The 1,445-nt window shown below is 52.2% G+C and carries 1 protein-coding gene; it reads right to left on the bottom strand.

Features of this window, described 5'->3' with window-relative positions; all coding sequences use genetic code 11:
* Nucleotides 1-1,445, bottom strand: a 1,445-nt coding sequence (locus KDK17_RS13890; protein ID WP_257288302.1) for a hypothetical protein, incomplete at both ends; no start/stop codon positions are given.

Here is a 1,445-nt window from a genome sequence, read left to right as displayed (position 1 = left end):
CGTGCTCTTGCCACTGCCAGCGTTTCATCAGGGTCTGTTCACTGTCAGAAGGTCCAAGGGACATCACCGAAGCCTGTCCCGAAGCCTTTGCCATTCTGGCAGAAAAGTAACTTTTCCCAGTGCCGGTTTCCCCCTGCAGGAATATAACGGGAGAGTCCGCCAACCGGTCATGGAGTCGGGATAATCGACGGCTTTCACGATCCTTTTGGTTCATCTCGCCGTGATAAAGATCGTGAGCCAGTGCTGACAAGGGTTGATCGGCAGAACCCTGCCATTCCAGTGATTCAGACAGTCGTTTTTCTATGTGTTCAATAGCTGCTGTGTCAGAATTTGCTGTTCTGGCTATGTGAAAACAGTCGGTGGCCAGAGCGTGAATAGCATCGTATCGGGTCTGCCCTGGTGGCAAAGCCAGCTGCCAGCCGGAAGCCAGCGCATCTTGCAAACGTTTAATCTGTCTTGATGGCCTGATGCCAAAGCGTTGATATAGCTCTGTTTCCGACGGATCAACTGCCAACTGGTACGCCATTGCCTCTCGATGTTGTTCAGGCACAAGAGCCACGATCAGGGCACAGAGCCTGTTCATGACTTCTTTTCCACCCTGCCATGGGAATGGATGTTCGTAGAACAGTTGTAATCCTTCAGAGTTTCGGCCCTTAAGTACTGTTGGGTCAAACGCTCTGGCCAGTGGCCATAGGTTCTTATCCACAAACGCTCTATCCAACCTCGGGGCACTGTTGATGATGGCAGTTAACTGATCCGTGTCTACCAAGGCGGTTTGATCCTCATCCGGCTTATTAGTAGCATCCGGCAGTAACTGCCAACAGGCTACTTTCATAAAGTTACGTACTGTCGGATTCTGGCGGGTGCCATGGGTGACAACGCTATTGATGGCCTTGCGCCAATGGCGGGGCAGGAGCTGTGGGGACTGGTCAACCCGCTGCGCGCGCCGGGCAGCCATTATCAGGTTATTCAACAACCCTTCGGTCAGTTCAGGCAGAGGGTTACAAAGGTGGGGAGGCACGGTTTTAAACGCTTCGTAAAGTTGGTGAAGTGCTTGTTCAGGTAGCTCAGCCCGGGAGATATGATGCCTGCCCCCATTGATATCCCAGATATCGACCTCAGGACACGGTTTCCCTGCGGCGATCATCGAACTGAATACTGAAGATGTGCTTTTCGAAGACTCAGGCCAGAGTAGGGTGACATGAGCTTGTGGGTAGGCTTGTAATTGGCCATTAACCAACAGAGGTTGCCCGACAGCCAGGGGTTCCAGAAGTTGTTGAAGTGTAGGATGACTCTCTAGTCCCCGCAATACCACTGGCTTGCCAGCGGCTAATGCCTCCTGCAACTCACTCTGACGCCGACCAAAATGCGCCTTTTGTTCCGAGGTGACATGGATATTATCAAATAGCTGACTGAGGCTGGTCTGTTCATTGACCTGAATCACC

It is taken from the genome of Endozoicomonas sp. SESOKO2 (genome assembly GCF_024606245.1).
GTDB lineage: Bacteria > Pseudomonadota > Gammaproteobacteria > Pseudomonadales > Endozoicomonadaceae > Endozoicomonas_A.
Note: the sequence above shows the minus strand (reverse complement) of the source record. Positions and strands in the feature narration are given on the sequence as shown.